Genomic DNA, 19,543 nt, shown 5'->3' with positions numbered 1-19,543 from the left:
CCCCGAGCGAACTCAAGGCCGGGAGAGAAACGCCCGCAGTGTACGCACACAGGCGTAGCAGCTCCCTACGTTACTCGATGGCAGAGCGTCCTGCAAACTCGTCAGCGCATCAGCGCTGAATAGTTTACGAAGCGGATGCCGCGGCCAGGGCACTGCAGGCAGCGCACAGCCCGAAGACGTCCACGACATGCTCCGCCTGGGTGAACCCGTTCGCGGCGGCGACGTCGTTCGCCCACTGCTCGACGGCATGCGGTTCGATCTCGATCGTCAACCCGCAATTGCGACAGATCAGGTGGTGATGATGCTTGCTCGTGCTGCAGGCGCGATACAGGCTTTCACCCTCCGGCGACTGCAGCGAGTCCGCATCGCCCTTGGTCGCGAGGTCGGCGAGCGCCCGATAGACCGTGGCAAGGCCGATGGGAGATCCGGTCGCGTGCAGGGCGGAGTGCAGTGCCTGGGCGCTGACGAAGCCGTCGTTCGCGTCGAGGGCGCCACGCACGGCCTCGCGCTGCCAGGTGTTTCGCTTCATGACTTCAACCGTAGCGATGTTCGCGACCTCCGATTCGCATCCGCGGGGCCTGGGCCTCCTCCTGCGCGCACAAGCCGCCGCAGCAGCAGGGCGAGCAGGAATAGCGCAGCCGCCGTGAGGGCGATCGCCGGGCCGGCCGCCACGTCGAAGGATCGCGAGAACAGCACGCCGGCCAGGCCGGACAGGGCACCGAGCAGGGGGGCAATGACGAACATCTGGGTCGTCGTGCGGGAGACGAGCCGGGCGGCCGCGGCGGGCGCGGCGATCAGGGCGATCGCGAGAATGGCTCCGACGGCCGGCATCGCGGTCACCACGGTGGCTGTGATCAGCACGAGGGTCAGCAGTTCGATGGGCCACTCCCGGTAGCCGGCCGCGCGAAAACCGTTCACGTCGAAGGTCGAGAACATGATCTGCTTGCCGAGAAAGACGATGGCGAGCACCGCGAACACCAGCACGACGGCCACGAGCGTCACATCGCGTTCGGTCACCGTGAGAATGGACCCGACCAGATAGGAGTCGACCTTCACCGGCAAAGACGGGTTGAGCCCCTGCAACAGCACGCCGAGGGCGAATCCCGCGGTCAGCAGAATGCCGGAGGCCACCTGGTTGCCCTGCCGCTTGACGCGCCCGATCATGGTCATGACGCCCACGATGATCACACTCGCCAGCGCCGCGCCGAGGGGGATGCTCACTCCCAGGATGGCCGCGCCGACCGCTCCCGGAAAAGTCGCGTGGGTGAGGGCCTGGGCGAAAAAGGTGCGCTGCCGCAAGACCACGAGGGTGCCCACGAGGCCGCTGACCGCCCCGATCAATACCGCGGCCAGCAGTGCCTGCTCGAAGTAGCCCATCAGTGCGCCACCGCCACACGGCGTGCTCGGCGCGGACCGCCGGTCCGGTCCAGGGCCAGGCGCACGATCAGGGCCACCACGTAGCCCGCAACGAGCACGAGCACGACGGTGGCTCCGCTCGGCAGGTCGACGCCACCGTTCACCGAGGCGTCGTAGCCGAGCGCGAGCCCGACCCATGCCGCCAGGATCGCGAAGCCGGCGGCGACCGGAAAGAGCAGCCACAGGCGATTGGTCACCAGACGCGCGACCGCGCCGGGCACGATCAGCACGGCGAGCACGAGCAGATTGCCCACGGCACTGCTCGCGGCCACCACGACGAGGGCGATGGCGACATTGAGTAGAACGTCGAGCACGAGCGGGCGGTATCCGGCTGCCCGGCTGCCTTCGAGGTCGAAGGCTCGAAAGACCTGCTCCTTGAGGGTGGACCCCACGATGATCAACGCGATCAGGCAGACCACGACGGTCTGATTGACCTCGGCCGGGCTCACGGTCAACAGGCGTCCGAACAGCAGGGCATCGAGCTGACCGACATAATTTGTTTCCCGTGAAACCACGATGATTCCCACGCTGAACATGGCGGTGAACACAATGGCGATGGCGGCGTCCGAGGTGACCGCGCGTTTGACGATCACTGTCAGCACGACGGCGGCGATGAGGGCCGCCACCATGGCACCCACGAACAGGCCGTCGCGGCCGCCCCAGACGAATCCGATGGCCACCCCGGGAAAGACCGCGTGGGTCAGTCCGTCGCTGATGAACTCGAGCCCGCGCAGGTTGACGAGCACACCGACGAGCCCGGCGACCAGGCTGAGCACAACGAGCACGAGCAGCGCCCGCGCCATGAACGGCAGGTCGAAGGCGGTGAACAGCATGGCCAGGTCCATTCAGTGACCTCCGTGGCCCGGAACAACGATGGTGTGCTCGTCCATCTCCACACCGACCGACCCGAAGGCCTGCTGCACGTTCGCCAGAGTCAGCACCGTGTCGCGCGGCCCGAACGCCACCTGCGCCCCGTTGAGCAGCAGCACGCTCTCGCACACGGCACGAGCCAGATCAAGGTCGTGCGTCGAGACCAGCACTGCAACACCCTGCTTCTTGAGCCGTTTCACGGTGTCAATGAGGGCATCCCGGTTGACCTGGTCCAGACCGTTGAACGGCTCATCCAGCAATAACAAGCGCGGGGCGGATGCGACGGCGCGCGCGAGCAGACCGCGTTGCTGCTGGCCGCCCGACAGCTCACCGAAGCGAGTCTTCGCGCGGTTGCCCAGGCCGACGGTCTCCAGCGCCTCGGCGACTGCCCGGCGATCGGCTTTGGCTGGCATGCGCCACCAGCCGAGCGAGCGGTAACGGCCCATCATGACGACCTGCTCGAGCGAGACCGGAAAGTTCGGGTCGAGCTGGTCGGTCTGCGGCACGTAACCGATGTAGCCGGCCGGAGCCGGCCATTGCCCGAGCACCTCGACGTCACCCGCCGTGCGGGCGATGAGCCCGAGAATACCCTTGAGCAGGGTGGACTTGCCCGAACCGTTGGGGCCAATCAGGGCAACGGCCTGGCCGGGCAGCACCATGAAGTCGATCCCGGTGAGCGCGGGCTCAGCATCGTACGCGAACGACGCCGCCGCCACTCGGAGAGCGGCGGCAGCGTTCGCTGTGGGTGTTACTTGAGAAGTGTTCTCGATCACGGGTTAACTATTGCAGGTCGGCGGGCAGCGCAGAGGGCGTGACGCCCCATGATTCGAGCATGAGCGTTGCATTGTGCAGCTGCGCCCTGATGTAGGTGTCGCCCGAGCTCCCCTCGGGTCCGAGGGAGTCGACGTAGAGGGCATCATCGCCGGAGTAGACGGTGACGCCGGCCTCGGTCGCGATCGTCCCGGCGGTTTTGGGGCTGAGTGAGGCCTCGGAGAACACGGCCGTGACGCCGGTCGCCGTGATGGCTGCCACCAGGGTGTCGATTTCGGCGGCGCTCGGCTCAGCGTTGTCATCGAAGCTCGGAATCACCGAGCCGACGTAGTCGATGTGGTACGCCGCGGTGAAGTAGCCGAGGGCATCATGGTTGCTCACGAGCAACCGGTCGCTCTCCGGAACGGTCGCGACGTTGGTGCGGATCCACTCGTCGAGGGCGCTGAGCCGGGCCGTATACGCCGTCGCATTGGACTCAAAAGTCGCCGCGTTGGCCTCGTCTGCGGCAGTGAGGCCGTCGGCGATCGTCGCGACGATGGTCTCGGCGTTCTGCACGTCCGTCCAGATGTGCGGGTCGCCGCCCTCGTGGGCGTGCTCGTCCTCGGTGACGTCGGTGTGTGCGTCCGTTGTTTCACCGGAGTGACCCGCTCCGGCTCCCACGTCGGAGATGGTGATGCCCTCGTCGGCATCGATCGTGAGGCCGTCGAAGCCGGACGCGGCGATGGCATCGTCGAGCCATTCTTCGAGGCCGACACCGTTGACCACGAGCACGTCGGCGGCACCGAGCGCGGTCAGGTCGGCCGCAGAGGGGTCGTAGCTGTGGGCGCTCTGGTTCGGCTGGATGAGCTGGGTCAGGTCGACACCGCTGGAGTCACCAATGACGTTGCGGGTGAAGTCGGCGACCTGGGTGGTCGTCGCGACGACTTTGAGGTCGCCACCCCCGTCGGCGCTCGCTGTGGTGCCGGCCGTGCACCCCGACAGAGCTAGAGTGGCTGACCCGAGGAGTGCGGGAACAATAAAAAATCTTTTGTGCATTCCTCGACACTATCCTTGCTGATAATGATTGTCAAAACCATTAGCAGGGATTGCGCTACTCGAGCAGCAGTGCGGGCTCCTCGATGATGCTCGCGACGTCGGCGAGAAATCGACTTGCGACATCACCGTCGACGACCCGATGGTCAAAGCTTGCACCGATCGTGGTCACGTACCGTACCCGCACCTCACCGTCGACGACCCACGGCTTCTGCTTGATCGTGCCGAGGGCCACGATTCCGGCTTCGGGCGAGTTGAGGATGGGGGTTCCGGTGTCCATGCCGAACACACCGATATTGGTGATCGTGATAGTGCCGTTGCTCATCTCCGCCGGGCTGGTCTTGCCGTCACGCGCGGTCATCGTGAGCTTCTCGAGGGCTGAGGCGAGCTCGAGCAGGCTCATGTCCTGCGCTTCCTTGATATTCGGCACGATCAGCCCGCGCGGGGTCGCAGCGGCAATCCCGAGGTTCACGTAGTGCCGCACGATGATTTCCTCATCGGTGAAGGTGGAGTTCACCGTTGGGTTGCGTCGCACCGCCCAGATCATGGCCTTGGCCATGATCAGCAGCGGCGACACCCGAATTCCGGCGAAATCGGTGGACGCCTTGAGTCGCTTGACGAATTCCATGGTGCGGGTGGCATCGACGTCGACGAACAGGCTCACGTGCGGCGCGGTGAACGCACTCTTGACCATCGCCTGCGCGATGGCCTTGCGCACGCCCTTCACCGGAATGTGTTCGTCGCGATCGATTGGCCATTCCGGCGTCTGAATGTTGCGGAACACGCTGGCCTGGGTCGCGCCGCGCAGCACGTCTTCCCGGGTCACGTCGCCGACGGGCCCGGTTGCCTCAACGAGCGTCAGGTCGACGCCGAGGTCCTTGGCCAGCTTGCGAATGGGTGGTTTCGCCATGACCGGTCCAGCGGATGCCGCGCGCCGGGTCGGTTCCAGCGGCTCGGAGTGCGATCGCGTCGGGGCTTGCGGGGCCAGGGTCTCGTGGGCGACGGGAGCGCCGGTGTGCCGGCGACGTCGGGTCGGCATCGTGGCGGTGGCGCCGCGACCGACGAGCACCGGCTCCGGAGCTTCGTCGCTGATGCTGCTGCTCACGTCTGCAGCCAGTGCAGTCGCTGCCAGGGTGTCGGCGGCGGATGCTGCGGCATCCGCCGTCGAAGCCGCCGCCGACTGGTCTGTGCTCGCAGTGGCGTCGGAATTGATCGTGATGATGAGCGTGCCGACGTCCACCGTGGTGCCGGCAGCGACCAGGATTTCCCCGACCACGCCCACGAACGGCGACGGCAGTTCGACGAGCGATTTGGCCGTTTCGATTTCAACCAGCACCTGGTTGATCGTCACGGTGTCGCCGGGGGCAACCTTCCACTCGACGATCTCGGCCTCGGTCAGGCCTTCGCCCACGTCGGGGAGAGTGAACTTCATCGCGTTCATGCTGCGCCTTTCCTGCTGCTGGTAAAAGTAAGAATGATCAGTAGGCGAGAACGCGGTCGACGGCTTCGAGCACCCGGTCGGGGCTCGGCAGAAAGTGCGTCTCGACGGCGGCAGGGGGAAACGGCGTGTCAAAGCCGGAGACCCGCAGCACGGGAGCTTCGAGGGTATAGAACGAGCGTTCGGCGACCGTGGCGGCGATCTCACTTCCGACACTCACGAAGCCGGGGGCTTCCTGGGTCACGACGAGTCGGCCGGTCTTCTGCACGGAGCCGAGAATCGGGCCGTAGTCGATCGGGGAAATCGAGCGCAGGTCGATGACCTCGAGACTGATGCCCTCGGCTGCGGCGAGGTCGGCCGCCTGCAGCAGCACACTCACCATGGCGCCGTGGCCCACGACGGTGACGTCGAGACCGGCCCGCACCACGCGGCTGGCGTGCAGCGGAGTTCCACTCGCGCCGAAACGCACCTCGCCCTTGGGCCAGTAACGGCTCTTCGGTTCGAAGAAGATCACCGGGTCGTCACTGGCAATGGCTTCCTGCATCATCCAGTAGGCGTCGTGCGGGTTGGACGGGCTCACCACGCGCAGTCCGGGGGTGTGCGCGAAGTACGCCTCGGGGCTCTCCTGGTGGTGCTCGACCGAGCCGATGTGCCCGCCGTAGGGAATGCGAATGACCACGGGCATGATCAAGCCGCCCTCGTGGCGGTTGCGCATGCGGGCCAGCTGGCTGGTGATCTGGTCGAAGCCGGGAAAGACGAACCCGTCGAACTGAATCTCGCAGACCGGCCGGAACCCGCGCATGGCCAGGCCGATGGCCGTGCCGATGATGCCGGATTCAGCGAGCGGGGTGTCGAGCACCCGCTTGTCACCGAACTCGGCGATCAGGCCCTCGGTCACGCGAAAAACGCCGCCGAGCGGGCCGATGTCCTCGCCCATCAGCAGCACCCTGGGGTCATCCAGCATCGCGCGGCGCAGCCCGGCGTTCAGGGCCTTCGTCATCGGCAGCGCAGCGGATGCCACGCTCGTGTCGGTAGCAGCGATCATCAATTCTTACCCTCGTCAAAAGACGCTTCGTAGCGTTCCAGCCAGGCTTTTTGCTCAGCCACGAGCGGATGCGGTTCGGCGTAGACGTTATCGAAGATCACCGACTTCTCGGGGCCGGTGACCTCCAGCGCCCGACGCCGGGTGTCGGCGGCGAAATCGGCGGCTTCCTCGTCGACGGAGTCGAGGAACTGCTGCTCGATGCCCCGGCCTTGCAGGTAGCTGCGAAAGCGCACGATCGGGTCGCGGGCCACCCAGTAAGCGAGTTCGTCGGGATCACGGTATTTGGTGGGGTCGTCGGCGGTGGTGTGGGCACCGACGCGATAGGTGAGCGCCTCGATCAGTGACGGGCCGTGCCCGGCGCGGGCGTCGTCCATCGACTTGGCCGTGACAGCGAAACTCGCGAGCACGTCGTTGCCGTCGATCTGCGTGCCGGGCATACCGAAACCGCCGGCACGCAGGTAGAGCGGGGTGCGGGACTGCCGCGCGACGGGCACCGAGATGGCCCAGTGGTTGTTCTGCAAAAAAAACACCTGCGGCGTCTGGTAACTCGCCGCGAAGACGAGCGCCTCGTTTGCGTCACCCTGTGAGGAGGCACCGTCGCCGTAGTAGACGATGACGGCCTGATCGGTTTGCGGATTGCCGGTCGCGGTTGAACCATCGAGCTGCATGCCCATGGCATAGCCGGTCGCGTGCAGGGTCTGCGAGGCGAGCACCAGGGTGTACAGATGAAAGTTTCCGTGTTCTTCGGGCACCCAGCCGCCGAGGGTGACCCCGCGCAGCATGCGCAGAATGTCGACGACATCGAGGCCGCGGATCATGCCAACGACGTGTTCCCGGTAGGAGGGGAACACGTGGTCCTGCACTCGCGTGGCGTAGGCCGACCCGACCTGGGCGGCTTCCTGCCCGTGGCTCGGCACCCAGAGGGCGAGCTGGCCCTGCCGTTGCAGGTTGGCTGCCTCGGTGTCGAACCGGCGCACCACGACCATGTCGCGGTAAAACCGTCGATGATCGGCTTCGGTCAGCCGATCCAGATAGGGCAGGTACTCTTCGGCGGCCGCATTCGGCTCGAACGCCCCGTTCGGGGCGATCATGCGCACGCAGGTTTCGGCCCCATCGAGGCCGAAGGCCTCAGCTGCGGAGGAAGTCACTGCGGCAGTGCGCATGTCGGGAGCTGGTGCGGTCGAGTCGTCTCGGGTGGCTGACACCGTTCTAACCTATCTTCCGAGCCGGGTGATCGGCGGGAAGGGCGTCGACAAGATCCGCGCTCATAAGTAGGAGTGTCGCCACAGCCTCCTCCTCCCCGATGGAGACTCGAATGCCTTCGGGCGCGAAGGGACGCACGACGAGCCCGGCCGCACCGAGCGCCTCAGCCACGCTCGTCGTTTCAGCCCCGGTCGGCAGCCAGAGAAAATTTCCCTGCGGCACGGGGATGTTCCACCCCTGGCGGGTGAGCGCCTGCCAGGTCGCGTCGCGGCGGGCAGCCAGGATCCGAACTCGGGCGAGCAACTCCTTCTCAGCCTCGAGTGAGGCAATCGCGGCGGCGGCAGCCTGCGCTGTCACCGAAAGAGGAATCGCGGTTGAGCGGGCAGCATTCAGAATGTCCACCGGGCCGAGCGCATAGCCGACCCGCAGTCCGGCGAGCCCGTAGGCCTTCGAGAACGTGCGCAGTACAACCAGATTTGGGTAGCGAGCCAGCAGGGGCGGGCCGTTCACGGCATCCGTCTGGGTGACGAACTCGATATATGCCTCATCGAGAATAACGAGCAGATCGGTCGGGACGACGGCCATGAAGGCCTCGAATTCGTCTTTCGTGACGATGGTGCCGGTGGGGTTGTTCGGCGAGCAGACGATGACGACCCGGGTGTGGTCGCCGATGGCCGCGGCCATTTCGGGCAGGTCGTGGCCGTGATCGCTACGATTGGCGACGCGCACGCTCGTGGCCCCGGCCACCGTCACAAGGGAGGGATACGCCTCAAACGACCGCCAGGAGTAGAGCACCTCATCATTGGGACCGGCGGCAGCAAGAATCAGTTGAGCCAGCAGCGCGACTGAGCCGGAGCCAACGTGCACCTGATCGACGTCGACGCTGTACTTGGCGGCGAGGCGTTCACGCAGCGCGAGCGCCGAGGCATCCGGGTAACGGTTGAACGCCGTTTCGGCCGTGACCACGGCGACGACCCCGGGCAGCGGGTCGAAGGGGTTCTCATTGCTCGAAAGTTTGAAGGCACTGGCGTCAGCCGGTTTTCCCTGCTTATAGGCCGGGAGGGCGATGATCTCCGGGCGCAGGCGCACGGTGGGTCGGTCTGAAGGGCTCACCCGGTGAGTCTACGCCCGGATATATTCGCAATAGCGAATGAATGTTCGCGTGACTTTCGCCCGCCCCGAGCCGGTGAGATAGTAGAGATATGGCCAGATTCCTGATCCAACTGATCGTCAATGCGGTAGCCCTGTGGTTCACCGCCCTGCTCGTGACCGGGGTGCACGTCACCCCCTACGCCCCCGACGCCGGTGCCAGCGTGCTCACCTATCTGCTCATCGCGCTCATCTTCGGGTTCGTCAACAGCGTTGTCGGCGGGGTGCTGCGCGTCGTCGCTTTTCCGCTCTACATCCTGACGCTCGGTCTGTTCTCCTTGATCGTCAACGGCTTGCTGCTGTTGCTCGTGGGGTGGATCTCCGGATTTTTGGGCTTCGGCCTCGTCGTGGACAGCTTCTGGTGGGGTGTACTCGGCGCCCTGGTGCTCGGCATCATCTCCTGGCTGCTCGGCCTCATTCTGCGCCCGGTCACCACCCGCGACTGATCCGGTCATACCCGCGCGCCTTCTACCGTGGCGTCGGTCGTTCCGGCAAGCGGATGCCGCGCCACAAGACGGCGTCGCCGGGTTCGCTCCCGAGAACACGGGTCACGGTGTCGCGAAAGTCGGTCAGGTTCTTTTCCGGCGAGGCGTCGATCAGGAGCGCCGTCTCCCGATAGGTATCCAGGTGGTGCGCCGGCAGTGCCTCGCCGGCCGGTGGTTCCGCTGAGAAGAAAGCCTCACGCCGAACCGTTATCCGGTCCTCGGACTGGACCATGCTCGCCCCGCCTAACCCGGTCGTCACGTCGTCGGTGTGCTCGACCGTCATAGTGGCGACGCCGGAAGGAACGCTAACACGCGATTCGGGCGCCCCGAAGGTCACGACCGCCCGCACGGCGAAAGCGCCTGAGGCGGCGACCTGGGTGGCTACCAGTCCACCCTGTGAATGACCGGCAATCACAACCGGATCGCCCGCGGTAATGCCCGCGGCGTGCATAGCCTGCATGACTGCCTGGAGGGAGCCGGCATTCTGCCCGGCCATCGCTGTGACGTTGGCGGTGAGATCCCAGGGCTCGGTCGTGGCGACGGCATTCCAGTCGATCGTGCCACCGACGTAGACCGCCCAGGACAGATTCTCGGGCGTGCCGTAGTTCTCGATGAGTACCTGCGGCTGCCCGGCGATCGCCTTGGGAATTCTGGCGGCCAAATCACCGACACCCGTGGGCGGCGTCGCGCTCGTAGCCGCGCCCGCCGTCGCCACTTTCACCGGGCCCTCCCGAAACAGCCCACGACTGCGTGCAGCGGCAAGCACGGCAACCGCCGTGGTCGAAACCCCGACCAGGCCGAGGCCGCTGTCGCCCAGCAACAAATCGATGGGCAACGGCACACCGAGGGCACCCGCAGCGACGTCATCGAGGGATGTGACGATCAACTTGGTGAGGACGACGGCCGCCGGACTCGTCAGAAACCGGTAGTCGATCCCGGGTGAGCCATGATGGCTGTTCCACGCCCGCCAGGCCAGCGCGCCCCTGGCCGCGGGCCCAGCGGCGAGAAGAAATACCAGAGCGCGAAACCGGCCCAGGTCGTAGCCCAGCCCCGCGCTCCCCAGCACGGCCATATGCATCACCGCTCGTTCCGTCCAACCGTACCGTTCGGCGGCGTCGGTGAGACTCGCGGCAAGATCGCCGGTGCGCTCTTCCAATTGACCGAGCGCAACCCCCGCCCAGGTCAAAGTCAGGCTGGGGTCCTCCGGAGTCCAGGTCCACACCCCGCCCAGATCCAGCTGTCGGATGCTCTCCACCCGACTCTGCCAGTCACCGGCCTGCACCTGAGCGTTTCGCAACATCTCGGCCTGTGCCAGGACTGCGTCGGTCGCCACGAGCGTCGTTCCGCCCACGGAAATAGTCAGTTCACCCTCCGGCACCGCATCCGGACGCTCGCTCACTCCTCGCCTGCCGCCTGCAACTGGCGGATGTTGCGCCAAATCTGGTCCTGGGCGGTGATGAGGTGGTTTAGCACGCCCTGCACATCGTGCACTATTTCCGCGATCCGCTCGCGGTAGGCCCGTTGGGCACTGGAACTCCAGAATTCACTGGGATCGAGCATCGACAGTCGCAGTTTCGCATCCCTGATGTCTGCGGTCAGCAGGAGAATGCGTTTTCGCTGTGCCCATAGCGCAGCGAGTTGATCGGCCTGATTGGGTTCGAAATTACCGTAGGGAACGTCCATGACACCTCCCGGTCGGGGCCGATCCTCGCAGCCTCAAGCCTCGCTGGGCCGTTCTTCGGGCTATCTGTGCACAGACGCCGAATACTGGGTGTGTGGAGAAGTCGAATCTGTTCCACAATGGGAGGCATGCCCTTTGCGTCACTCACCCCCGACGAGTCGACGCCGTTTCGCATCATTTTTGTCTGCACCGGAAATATCTGCCGATCGCCGATGGCCGAGGTTGTGCTGCGTGACCTCGCGGCCAAGCTCGGACTCGGCCGACTCATCAATAGCAGCTCCGCCGGCACCGGAGACTGGCATGTCGGTGAGCAGGCTGACGGTCGCACGATCGCGGCCCTGGCCAAACGCGGGTACGACGGCAGCCATCATCGAGCTCGCCAGTTCGACCCGCTCTGGTTCGCTGAACATGACCTCGTCGTGGTGCTGGATCGCAGCCAGGAGCGTATTCTGCGCAATTGGGCCCTGGAAGATCGCGATCGTGCCAAGATCCGGCTGTTGCTGAGCTTTGACGCGGAGCAGGCCGCCCTATTCGACGTTCCAGACCCCTACTATTCCGACGATGCGTTGTTTGACGCCGTATTAGGCATGATTGAGAGGGCAAGCCACGCACTTGTGAAACAACTTGCACCCGCAATTCGACAGGGAGTCCGATGAGTCACCTACCCGTACAGGTTCTGAGCCCGCTAGATGGCCGCTACCGAGCCGCCGTTTCCGATCTGGGCGAATTCCTGTCCGAGGCCGGCCTCAACCGTGCCCGGGTGCGCGTGGAGGTGGAATGGCTGATCGTTCTCACCGACCGTTCCCTGTTCGGCTCCGAGCCGTTGACGACCGCGCAGAAGCTGTCCCTGCGCGCCTTGGTGACCGACTTCGGCCAGGCCGAGATCGACGAACTGGCCGAGCTTGAAGCCACCACCCGCCACGACGTGAAGGCCGTTGAGTACCTCGTGCGGCGACGCCTCGGCACGCTCGGCCTCGACCACATCAGCGAACTCACCCACTTCGCCGCGACCAGCGAAGACATCAACAACCTCTCCTACGCTTTGACCGTGCGTGACGCCGTACAGACGGTCTGGTTGCCCAAGCTGCGCCAAGTCATCGAGGCGCTGCGCAGCAACGCACTCGAGTTTCGAGCGGATGCGATGCTCGCCCGCACCCACGGACAGCCCGCGACGCCGACCACCATGGGTAAAGAACTCGCCGTGTTCGTTTATCGTCTCGAGCGCATAGTGCGCCAGATCGAGTCCGGCGAATACCTGGGCAAGTTCAGTGGCGCCACCGGCACCTTCGCCGCCCATGTGACCGCCGAGCCGTCCGTCGACTGGCCCGCCGTGTCGCGCGAATTCGTCGAGGGCCTCGGCCTGGGCTGGAACCCGCTCACCACCCAGATCGAATCACACGACTGGCAGGCCGAGCTGTACTCGCGCGCCGCACACGCGAACCGTATTCTGCACAACCTGGCCACCGACATCTGGACCTACATCTCCATCGGCTACTTCCGCCAGATTCCTCAGGTCGGCGCCACCGGCTCGTCGACGATGCCGCACAAGATCAACCCGATCCGCTTCGAGAACGCCGAAGCGAATCTCGAACTGTCCTGCGCCATTCTGGACTCGCTCGCGGCCACCCTCGTGACCAGCCGTCTGCAGCGTGACCTCACCGACTCCACCACCCAGCGCAACATCGGTGTCGGCTTCGGGCATTCACTCCTCGCCCTCGACAACATTCTGCGCGGCCTTGGCGAGATCGACATCGACCGCGCACTCCTGGCGAGCGACCTCGACTCGAACTGGGAGATTCTGGGTGAGGCGATCCAGACCGTGATTCGTGCGGAGGTCTCGGCCGGGCGTTCGTCGATCGAGGATCCCTACGCCCTGCTCAAGGAACTCACCCGCGGCAAGCGCATCACGAGCACCGACCTGTCGGCGTTCGTCTCCGCCCTCGACATCGGTGCCGCCGCCAAGACCCGGCTCCTCGCCCTTACGCCGGCGGGTTACGTCGGGCTGGCCGACCCCCTGGTCGACTACCTGCCCTGACCCGGGTCAGAAATAAAGGCACCTTCGTCGGTTCGACGAAGGTGCCATTTTTCTGCTCCCGTGCCGGCTAGTGGCCGTTCTGCTCGTCCAAGTCGGTCTGCTCCGACGCATTCGGCTTCATTCCGAGCACGAGCATCGCGATCACCACGAGTGCCACAATGAACGTCACTCCCAGCCCGATGGCCGAGAGCATCAATTCGCGGGTGGTCACCAAAATGGTCAGGCCGACGAACAAGGCCATCCCGCCCGAGATTGCGAGCAATTCGGCCGGCTTCAACCGGTCGGATCGGCTGGGCTGGTGCGCCGAGTTGGGGGTACCAGGAGTCGTAGGGGTCACAGGGAGTCCGAATCATTGGGTGCGGTGTTCGTAGGTGCATTTTTCACGAGTGCGGTGTTCATGGGCGCAGCGCTCGTGGGTGCGCTGTTCGTTGGTGCGGCGCGGCGCTGGCGGGGAGTATCCCATTTGAGGGAGAGTCCGGCGATGGGCAGGAAGACAGCCAGGAAGACCAGATAGGCACCGAACAAGCCGACCGAGACCACCGGGTTCGGCGGCAGCAGCAGCAAGAGCAGGGCGAGCGTGGCGGTGGCAAGCCCGGTAAACAGCCAGTCCTTGGCGGGCGCCGGGCGTTTACGCACACGGATGCCGGCATAGATTTCGAGAAAACCGGTGACTGCTCCCCACACACTCACCACGAACAAAAAGAAGCCGTGGCCGCCAGCGTGGAAGCCCAGGGCCAGCCCGCCGGCGGTCATGCTCACGATGCCGTTGATGAGGAACAGGTTTCGATCGACCGCGACCGTCAGGGTACGTCGCACGCTCAGAACGAGCAGGAGGCCGCTCGCCAGGGCGAAGGCACCGAATACGATCAGGCCCAGCTGGGCGGAGTGATCGCGGTTGAAGGTGATGATCACGGCGGGTAGCACGGCGATCAGGGCGCGACCGACGGCCACGGACCAATACCCAGGACCGACGCTTGATGGTGCCTGGGCGTTCGCCACGCACAACCTCTTTCGTTGCAAAATTTGTCAGGCCTAGTCTACGCGGCGACCCACCGGCGCATCTGCGAGCCGCCTGCATGCCCGAATCGTGGGGATTACCCGCCCGCGACCATGTCGGCGAACCGGGAGTAGTGGCCGTGGAATGCGACGGTGACGGTCCGGGTCGGGCCGTTACGGTGCTTGGCCACGATGAGGTCGGCCTCGCCAGCCCGCGGGTTGTCTTTCTCGTAGGCACTTTCGCGGTGCAGGAGAATGACCATGTCGGCGTCCTGCTCGAGTGAGCCCGACTCGCGAAGGTCGGAGATGGCCGGCATCTTATCGGCGCGCTGCTCGGGCCCACGGTTGAGCTGGGAGAGCGCGATGACCGGAACCTGAAGCTCCTTGGCGAGCAACTTGAGCGCTCGCGAGAACTCACTGACTTCCTGCTGCCGGGACTCGACTTTCTTGCCGCTGGTCATCAGCTGCAGATAGTCGATGATGACCATCTTGAGCCCCACCCGCTGTTTGAGCCGGCGGCACTTGGCACGAATCTCCACCAGGGTCATGTTCGGGCTGTCGTCGATGTACAGCGGTGCATCGTTGATGCGCCCGCGCGTGGCGGCGATCGTAGTCCAGTCACGGGCCTCAACGGTTCCCTTGCGCATGCTCTGCAGGGGAACGGATGCCTCCGCCGCGAGCAGGCGCATCGCGATTTCACTGCGCCCCATTTCAAGCGAGAAGAAAATGCTCGGCATGTTGTGGTGGATGGAGGCCGACCGTGCAAAGTCGAGGGCGAGCGTGGACTTACCCAGCGCCGGGCGCGCTGCCACGATGATGAGCTGGCCACCGTGAAACCCGTTGGTGAGTTCATCGAGGTCGGCGAACCCCGTCGGCACGCCGCTCATCTGGCCGTCTTTGAGCTTGGCGGCCTCAATCTCTTCGATGGCCGCTGTGACGGCGTCGGTGAGCGGAACGTAATCTTCGGTCTGGGTGCCCCCGGTGACCGAGTAGATCTCGGCCTGGGCGGTGTTCACGAGGTCGAGCACCTCACCCTCGGCGGCGTAACCCATCTGGGCGATGCGCGTGCCGGCCTCGACGAGCCGGCGCAGCAGTGCCCGTTCCGCCACGATGGTCGAGTAGAACCCCGCGTTGGCTGCGGTGGGAACCAGACTCGTGAGGGTGTGCAGGTAATCGGCGCCACCGGCTCGGGACAGTTCGCCAACCTTGGTTAGCTCATCGGTGACCGTGATGACGTCGGTGGGCTCACCCTGGGCGTACAGCGAAAGGATCGCATCGAAGATGATCTCGTGCTTGGGGATATAGAAATCTCCGCCTCGCACGGTCTCGACGACGTCGGCGACAGCATCTTTGCTGAGCATCATTCCACCGAGGGCGCTCTGTTCGGCCAGGAGGTCGTGGGGCAGCGCTCGCTCCGACTTCCAGGCTTCGGCGGGTCGCTCGCCACGGTCGACCGCTCCGCGGGCCGATGAACCGTACTCGTTTGATGCTGGCTGGTTGGCCAGACCCAGGTGAGCGATCGACACTCGGCACCTCTTTCTCTGTCGTGCTAATAGGTGTATCAGGACCCACCGACACGGGACGTGACGCACCAGCGTGAGTGAGATGCCGGTACTGGAACACACTAAGGAGCCAACAACACCCGTCACAAACCCCCCTGTGGATAAGTCTGTGGAAAATCTGCGCGAAACGCCGTGGAGATTGTGCAGAACCTGTGCACTCGCCTGTGGACAAACATTATTTTTGTCCAATTAAAAATGCTTTGATCGGGTGTTTAAGTTTTACACACGGGTGTGAATAAAGTAACTTCAATCAACCCTTGAACCTTACTGAGACGAATGCTCACCTGTGCACAAAAGCGGCGGGTCAATGCCCCCAAAGGGGCTCTTAACGCCGCATAGCGGAGGGTTCCTTTCGGAACCCCCCGCTATGGGAGTAGGACAAACAACCGGCCGCACAGCACCGGACCTACTGGCGTGCGATGCTACTTTGCGGCGACGACCACGAGGGTGATCGTGGCGCTGAGCTCGTCGCGAAGACGAACCGTTGCCGTGTGCTCACCGGTCAGCTTGATGGCGGTGAGCTCAATCTTGCGCTTGTCGACCGTGCCGAGACCGGCAGCTGCGACGGCGTTGGCCACATCCGTGGTCTTGACCGAACCGAACAAGCGTCCGCCGGCGCCGGCCTTGACGACCAGGGTGACCTTGGTGTTCTCAAGCTTGACCTTGAGCGCCTCAGCCTCTTCGAAGGTGGCGTGCTCGCGGGCTGCGCGAGCGGCCTTGATCTGCTCGATCTGCTTCTCGCCACCGCGGGTCCACGCAACAGCGAAGCCCTTGGGAACGAGGTAGTTACGAGCAAATCCGTTCTTGACGTCTACGACGTCGCCGGGTGCACCGAGGCCGGAGACCTCATGCGTCAGAATCAATTTCGACATTTGGTTTCCTTACCGGCCTGAGCCTGCGTAGGGCAGCAAAGCCATTTCGCGGGCGTTCTTGACGGCACGGGCGATGAGGCGCTGTTCCTGAACGGAAACGCCTGTGATGCGACGGGCGCGGATCTTTCCACGCTCGGAGATGAACTTGCGCAGGGTGGGGACATCTTTGTAATCGATGACACCAACCCGAATCGACTTCGCGGGAGCGGCGTTCTTGCCACCCTTAGCTCCGCGAAGCGGCTTGCGGCGGTCGCCGCTCGACTTTCCAGCCATGATTTCCTTACTTTCTCAAAAAGGTTTTAGCTACGCGCCAGGCGTGGCTTAGAAGGGGGTCTCGTCGCTGAAGTTGCCTGGACTGTTCCAGACGTCTCCACCAGATGCTGCGGGCGACGCAGTCTTGGCGGGGGCGCTGGGTGCCCACGGCTCATCGTTGCCCTGGCCACCGGCAGCGGGAGCACCGCTGCGGGGACCGGACGACTGCGCGCGAGTGAGGGAAGCAGTGGCGTAGCGCAGCGAAGGACCAATTTCGTCGATCTCGAGCTCCATGCTCGTGCGCTTTTCACCTTCCTTCGTCTCATACGAACGCTGCTTGAGACGCCCGGAAGCGATGACACGCGACCCCTTGGTCAATGAACCCGCCACGTGTTCGGCGAATTCACGCCAAACGCTCGCGCGCAGGAACAGCGCGTCGCCATCTTTCCACTCGTTAGCCGCACGATCGAACGTGCGCGGAGTGGAAGCGATGGTGAAGTTGGCAACCGCCAGCCCGTTCTGCGTGTAACGCAGCTCCGGATCGCTGGTGAGGTTGCCCACCACGGTGATTACGGTCTCGCCAGCCATGGGCTACTTGTCGCTCGCCTTGTCGGCAACAGCGGCCGCGGCGGGCTTGACAGCAGCAGGCTTGGCAGCAGCGGGCTTGGCAGCAGCAACCTTGGCGGCCGGAACCGCGGTGGAGGCGGCAGCAACCGGAACGGCAGCTTCAACCTTGGCGGCAACCGGAGCAGCAGCGGCCGGAACCTCGGCTGCGTCGGCAACGACGGGCTTGGCAGCAGCGGCTACCTTCGCAGCCGGAGCGGCAGCGGCTGCAGCAGCGGCGTCAGCCTTGGCAGCGATGACCTTCGGGTTGGCAGCCTTGCGGGCGGCCTTCTCTGCGGCCAGCTTGGTGGCTACGACGACCTGGGCGATGCCCTCTTCGGCGCGGAGCACCTTGGTGCGCATGACTGCCTCGGACAGGCTCAGCTGGCGGTCGAGTTCGACCGTCGCTGAGGCGTTCGCGGTGAAGTCAACGACGGCGTAAATGCCTTCGGTCTTCTTGTTGATCTCGTATGCGAGACGACGACGACCCCAGACATCAACCTTGTCAATGGTGCCACCATCGTTGCGAACAACGTTGAGGAACTTGTCAAGGCTGGGAGCTACGGTGCGCTCATCGATCTCGGGATCGAGGATAACCATAAGTTCGTACTGATGCATGACTAACCCACCTCCTTCGGACTAAAACGGCTGCAGACTTTCTGCAACAGGAGGGTTGTGCATGTGCTGAATGCGGAGGCCGGGAATCCGGCACGCAGGCAACCTGCCCAGACTACCGGATGCCCGGCCCATGCGCCAGTCGACCGATCCGTTGATCGGCGCAGGGGGCTATTCGGCGAGGGTGGCGTTGGCGGCGTCCTGGGCGGCGCGCACACCGTGGCCGGCCGGCGTGCGCCCGAGGAAGACTTCGTTGAGCAGCGGGCGCATGGCGTTCTCGGCGGCCGGCCAGCCGGCTCCGCGCGGAGCCGGCGCCGTTCCGGCGGCCAGGACGTCGTAGAACGGGCTGATGTCGACCTTCTCGGCGGCCCAATAGGCCGCATACGCGGGTTGCGCTGCGAGCACGGCTGGGGAAGCAGCGCCGGAGGTTCCAAGGAACTCGGCTCCAACCGCGCTTCCGAGCCACTCCAAAACCCGCTGGGTCTCATCCGGGTGCGAAGACGCGGCATTGCCGGCGGCCGCGATGCCGTCAACGGCGCTGATCGCGCCGGCCGGACCGCTCGGCAGCTGCACGACGCCCCAATCGAAGTTCGCCCCGGCGCTCACGTTGGCAAGGTTGTAGACACCACTCTGAAACAGAGCCATCTTGCCCTGGAGGAACTGCTCGCGACTGAAATCACCATTGGTGTTCGTATCGGCGGCCGACGGAGCGACCTGCCACTTATTCATGAGATCGACAAGGTATTGGAACGAAGCGACTCCGGCGTCGGACGCGAAGGAGTACTCATTGCTATCGTCCTGTAACTGGGCACCATTGGAGGCCAGATAGTTCAGCACCATCGCCTGCAGGTCGTAGCCCGCGTTGTAGCCGTATTGGCTGAGGTTGGAACCGTCGAACTCCGCACTGTCAGCCGTGTTGCCGTTGTAGTCCTTAGTGAGTTTCTGCAGGACCGCAATGAGGGTGTCGGTCTCCCCGGTGGGATCCCAGGTGAGTGCGGACACATCGGCGGGGGTCAGGCCGGCGTCACCGAGCAGGTCTGCGTTGTAGAACACCGCGATGCCGGGATCGGCGAGTTGGGGCACCCCCCAGAGTGCGCCGTCGCGGGTGTACTGATCAGTTACGGCCGCGGACCAGCCGGCCGGAGCATCCGCTGAAAGAGCGGTCGTGATGTTGAGCAGCGCGCCCGCGTCGGCGTACGCGGGATAGCTGCCGCCGTCGACCCAGAAGACATCCGGAGCACCGTCACCGGCCACGTCGGTGCGCAGCTTCTCGAAGTAATCGTTCCAGGGCACGACCTCAACGTCGACCTCGATGTCGGTGTTGTTGTCCTCGAAAGCGGCAAAGGACTTCTCATAGGCGGCGGCGACCGGTTCGTCCCAGAGCCGCACGGTGACGTGTGTGGCCTCGCCGGGCGCATCAGAGTCGGAGAAGTTCAGTGCGGCAACGGCCCCGACGATGACGAGCAACACGGCGGCAGCGCCGGCAGCAATGATGGTGGAACGCTTGGCCATGATGTC

At 64.7% G+C, this 19,543-nt stretch carries 21 protein-coding genes and 1 pseudogene; 3 read left to right on the top strand and 19 right to left on the bottom strand.

What is annotated here, in order from left to right:
- Nucleotides 1-124 precede the first annotated feature (124 nt).
- The 9 genes from E3O25_RS10695 to E3O25_RS10655 form a co-directional block, all read right to left on the bottom strand.
- Nucleotides 125-529: a Fur family transcriptional regulator gene (locus tag E3O25_RS10695; RefSeq protein ID WP_092110539.1), complete on the bottom strand. Its 405-nt coding sequence runs from the start codon at nt 527-529 to the stop codon at nt 125-127.
- Nucleotides 526-1,377 (bottom strand): metal ABC transporter permease, encoded by an 852-nt coding sequence (locus tag E3O25_RS10690; protein WP_134361119.1) that lies wholly within the window; start codon nt 1,375-1,377, stop codon nt 526-528. The genes E3O25_RS10695 and E3O25_RS10690 overlap by 4 nt, the downstream gene beginning before the upstream one ends.
- Nucleotides 1,377-2,261 carry a metal ABC transporter permease gene (locus E3O25_RS10685; RefSeq protein ID WP_092110543.1) on the bottom strand — a complete coding sequence of 295 codons (885 nt, stop codon included), beginning with the start codon at nt 2,259-2,261 and terminating at the stop codon, nt 1,377-1,379. Before E3O25_RS10685 ends, E3O25_RS10690 begins: the two co-directional genes overlap by 1 nt.
- The gene (locus E3O25_RS10680) at nt 2,262-3,059 is read right to left on the bottom strand and encodes a metal ABC transporter ATP-binding protein (RefSeq protein WP_241983777.1); all 798 of its coding nucleotides are present in this window, start codon (nt 3,057-3,059) and stop codon (nt 2,262-2,264) included.
- Nucleotides 3,060-3,066: 7 nt separating this feature from the next.
- Complete coding sequence (locus tag E3O25_RS10675) at nt 3,067-4,092, bottom strand: metal ABC transporter substrate-binding protein (RefSeq protein ID WP_134361118.1); 1,026 nt, start codon at nt 4,090-4,092, stop codon at nt 3,067-3,069.
- A gap of 55 nt (nt 4,093-4,147) precedes the next feature.
- On the bottom strand, nt 4,148-5,530 hold the full coding sequence (locus E3O25_RS10670; RefSeq protein WP_134361117.1) for a dihydrolipoamide acetyltransferase family protein: 1,383 nt from the start codon (nt 5,528-5,530) through the stop codon (nt 4,148-4,150).
- Nucleotides 5,531-5,567: 37 nt separating this feature from the next.
- Nucleotides 5,568-6,572 (bottom strand): alpha-ketoacid dehydrogenase subunit beta, encoded by a 1,005-nt coding sequence (locus E3O25_RS10665; RefSeq protein ID WP_092110547.1) that lies wholly within the window; start codon nt 6,570-6,572, stop codon nt 5,568-5,570.
- Nucleotides 6,572-7,663, bottom strand: a complete 1,092-nt coding sequence (locus tag E3O25_RS10660) for a thiamine pyrophosphate-dependent dehydrogenase E1 component subunit alpha (RefSeq protein WP_241983783.1) — start codon at nt 7,661-7,663, stop codon at nt 6,572-6,574. Before E3O25_RS10660 ends, E3O25_RS10665 begins: the two co-directional genes overlap by 1 nt.
- A 118-nt stretch (nt 7,664-7,781) precedes the next feature.
- Nucleotides 7,782-8,888: a histidinol-phosphate transaminase gene (locus E3O25_RS10655; protein ID WP_241988566.1), complete on the bottom strand. Its 1,107-nt coding sequence runs from the start codon at nt 8,886-8,888 to the stop codon at nt 7,782-7,784.
- 89 nt (nt 8,889-8,977) lie between these two features.
- On the opposite strand from E3O25_RS10655, the gene E3O25_RS10650 reads away from it, so the two are divergent.
- Nucleotides 8,978-9,370 carry a phage holin family protein gene (locus E3O25_RS10650; protein ID WP_092110550.1) on the top strand — a complete coding sequence of 131 codons (393 nt, stop codon included), beginning with the start codon at nt 8,978-8,980 and terminating at the stop codon, nt 9,368-9,370.
- Between the two features lie 22 nt (nt 9,371-9,392).
- On the opposite strand, the gene E3O25_RS10645 is transcribed toward E3O25_RS10650, so the two are convergent.
- Together E3O25_RS10645 and E3O25_RS10640 are read right to left on the bottom strand one after the other, a co-directional pair.
- Complete coding sequence (locus E3O25_RS10645) at nt 9,393-10,808, bottom strand: alpha/beta hydrolase (protein WP_134361116.1); 1,416 nt, start codon at nt 10,806-10,808, stop codon at nt 9,393-9,395.
- Nucleotides 10,805-11,092, bottom strand: a complete 288-nt coding sequence (locus tag E3O25_RS10640) for a hypothetical protein (RefSeq protein WP_134361115.1) — start codon at nt 11,090-11,092, stop codon at nt 10,805-10,807. The genes E3O25_RS10645 and E3O25_RS10640 overlap by 4 nt, the downstream gene beginning before the upstream one ends.
- A gap of 126 nt (nt 11,093-11,218) precedes the next feature.
- Here E3O25_RS10640 and E3O25_RS10635 point away from each other — a divergent pair, with 126 nt between their 5' ends.
- Nucleotides 11,219-11,746, top strand: a complete 528-nt coding sequence (locus E3O25_RS10635) for a low molecular weight protein-tyrosine-phosphatase (RefSeq protein WP_092110555.1) — start codon at nt 11,219-11,221, stop codon at nt 11,744-11,746.
- The gene (gene purB, locus E3O25_RS10630; protein ID WP_134361114.1) at nt 11,743-13,125 is read left to right on the top strand and encodes an adenylosuccinate lyase; all 1,383 of its coding nucleotides are present in this window, start codon (nt 11,743-11,745) and stop codon (nt 13,123-13,125) included. Before E3O25_RS10635 ends, purB begins: the two co-directional genes overlap by 4 nt.
- Before the next feature lie 67 nt (nt 13,126-13,192).
- Here the strand turns inward: purB and E3O25_RS10625 are convergent, their stop codons facing one another.
- The 8 genes and pseudogenes from E3O25_RS10625 to E3O25_RS10590 form a co-directional block, all read right to left on the bottom strand.
- On the bottom strand, nt 13,193-13,462 hold the full coding sequence (locus tag E3O25_RS10625; protein WP_134361113.1) for a hypothetical protein: 270 nt from the start codon (nt 13,460-13,462) through the stop codon (nt 13,193-13,195).
- Nucleotides 13,459-14,124, bottom strand: coding sequence for a hypothetical protein (locus E3O25_RS10620; protein WP_134361112.1), 666 nt, complete (start codon nt 14,122-14,124; stop codon nt 13,459-13,461). The genes E3O25_RS10625 and E3O25_RS10620 overlap by 4 nt, the downstream gene beginning before the upstream one ends.
- A gap of 95 nt (nt 14,125-14,219) precedes the next feature.
- A complete protein-coding gene (dnaB, locus tag E3O25_RS10615) occupies nt 14,220-15,527 on the bottom strand; it encodes a replicative DNA helicase (RefSeq protein ID WP_370448759.1) in 1,308 nt (435 codons plus the stop codon).
- A 578-nt stretch (nt 15,528-16,105) separates the two neighbouring features.
- The gene (rplI, locus tag E3O25_RS10610; RefSeq protein ID WP_092110565.1) at nt 16,106-16,555 is read right to left on the bottom strand and encodes a 50S ribosomal protein L9; all 450 of its coding nucleotides are present in this window, start codon (nt 16,553-16,555) and stop codon (nt 16,106-16,108) included.
- Nucleotides 16,556-16,564: 9 nt separating this feature from the next.
- Nucleotides 16,565-16,828 carry a 30S ribosomal protein S18 gene (gene rpsR, locus E3O25_RS10605; RefSeq protein ID WP_035835236.1) on the bottom strand — a complete coding sequence of 88 codons (264 nt, stop codon included), beginning with the start codon at nt 16,826-16,828 and terminating at the stop codon, nt 16,565-16,567.
- A 48-nt stretch (nt 16,829-16,876) separates the two neighbouring features.
- Complete coding sequence (locus E3O25_RS10600; RefSeq protein ID WP_092110566.1) at nt 16,877-17,395, bottom strand: single-stranded DNA-binding protein; 519 nt, start codon at nt 17,393-17,395, stop codon at nt 16,877-16,879.
- A 264-nt stretch (nt 17,396-17,659) separates the two neighbouring features.
- A pseudogene (gene rpsF, locus E3O25_RS17205) lies at nt 17,660-18,028 on the bottom strand (30S ribosomal protein S6); the annotation flags it as partial.
- Between the two features lie 168 nt (nt 18,029-18,196).
- On the bottom strand, nt 18,197-19,537 hold the full coding sequence (locus E3O25_RS10590) for a sugar ABC transporter substrate-binding protein (RefSeq protein ID WP_092110570.1): 1,341 nt from the start codon (nt 19,535-19,537) through the stop codon (nt 18,197-18,199).
- Between the last annotated feature and the right edge of the window lie 6 nt (nt 19,538-19,543).

This window comes from Cryobacterium sp. TMT1-3, from assembly GCF_004402315.1.
GTDB lineage: Bacteria > Actinomycetota > Actinomycetes > Actinomycetales > Microbacteriaceae > Cryobacterium > Cryobacterium luteum.
The sequence above is the reverse complement of the archived record's forward strand: the minus strand, read 5'-3'. Positions and strand labels throughout refer to the sequence as shown.